Origin of the sequence: Streptomyces sp. NPDC005181 (assembly GCF_040608395.1) — a bacterium.
Taxonomy (GTDB): domain Bacteria; phylum Actinomycetota; class Actinomycetes; order Streptomycetales; family Streptomycetaceae; genus Streptomyces.
In genome coordinates this window covers 1-1,494 of the sequence record NZ_JBEXID010000251.1, presented here as the reverse complement: position 1 = coordinate 1,494, position 1,494 = coordinate 1, and the positions used below count along the sequence as shown (strand labels likewise).

Genomic DNA, 1,494 nt, shown 5'->3' with positions numbered 1-1,494 from the left:
GTACTACAGCCGGTTGTTCACGTGACGTGATGGTGATCGGACTCGTTGGCGGTGCATGGGGCTGATGCTGCCGCCGGGTCTGGTCCGGCGCGATGAGTTGACCGCGGACGAGGTCCGGTGCTGGGACGCGGATCTGGAGGGGCTGTGTGCGTCGGTGGACGATGTGTTCCGCCGGCCGGCCTCGCGGGAGAATCTGCGGGCGATGGTGCGCGGACTGCTGTCGGATGTGCCGCGCAAGAACATGTGGCAGGTCGCGGAGGCGGCCGGGCACGCCTCGCCGGACCGGCTGCAGGACTTCCTGGCCCGCGCGTCCTGGGACGCCGACGAACTGCGCGACCGGGTGCGGGAGTTCGTGGTGGACTCGCTGCGGGCCGAGGACGCGGTGCTGATCGCGGACGAGACCGGTGACATCAAGAAGGGCGCCAAGAGCGCCGGGGTGGCCCGCCAGTACACGGGTGTCACCGGACAGGTCGAGAACGCCCAGGTCAGCGTGCACCTCTCCTACGGATCCTCGCGCGGGCGGGCGATCATCGACCGGGAGCTGTATGCAGGGCAGCACTGGGCGGGCCGTGGCGAGGAACACCGCCGACGCTGCGAGGAGGCCGGGGTGCCCGAGGAGCGGGCCCGCGCCGTTCTCACCAAACCGGAGCTGGCCCGGCGCATGGTCGAGCGTGCCCTCGCCGCCGGGGTGCCCTTCACCTACTTCCTGGCCGACGAGCTCTACGGCGGCTCGCGGTCCCTGCGCACCTGGCTGGAAGAACACCAGGTCCGCTACGTGATGGCGATCCCGAAGAACGAAGTGTTGCCGCTGTCCGACGGCCGTACCCAAGAGGCACGACAGCTGTGGGCGAGGGTTCCCGAGACTCTGATGGAGCGCCGCTCGTGCGCGGACGGGGCCAAGGGGCCGCGCGCCTACGACTTCGCCGTCGTCGACCTGGCCCCCGCCCCCGCCGGACTGAAGCGGACCCTGCTGATCCGGCGTTCCACCGTGCCGAACAAGAAGAACAAGAAGGGCGAACTCGTCTGCGAGGTCGCCTACTTCCTGTGCCACCACGCCCCCGGCACCACCCTGGCCGAACTGGTGATCGCCGCGGGTCAGCGGTGGATGGTCGAGGAGACTTTTCAAGCGGCGAAGAACGAGGTCGGCTTCGACCAGCACGAAGTGCGCAAGTGGAACTCCTGGTACCGGCAGACCACCGTGTGCATGCTCGCCCTGGCCTTCCTCGCCGACGTGCGGAGCCGACGCATACGCCCCCACCACCCCACCCCCTGAGCGCACCGACCCGACCGACGAGCAGGAGGAGGCCGTCGTCCCGCTGTCCCTGAACGAAATCCGCCGCATGTACGACCGGATCGTCCTGGCCCCCGCCCGCGCCGCCAGAACCTGGCTCGCCCTGCACTGGAACCGCTGGCGACGCCGCCACCAGACACAAGCCCGCATCAGCCACTACCGCCAACGAGAACACTCACCGTGACAACACCGGCTGTAGTACC

At 69.3% G+C, this 1,494-nt stretch carries 1 protein-coding gene; it reads left to right on the top strand.

The features are described from left to right. Positions 1-55 precede the first annotated feature (55 nt). Entirely contained in the window at positions 56-1,273 is a 1,218-nt protein-coding gene (locus tag ABZV38_RS40425) for an IS701 family transposase (RefSeq protein WP_356333960.1), read from the top strand. The last annotated feature ends 221 nt before the right edge of the window (positions 1,274-1,494 follow it).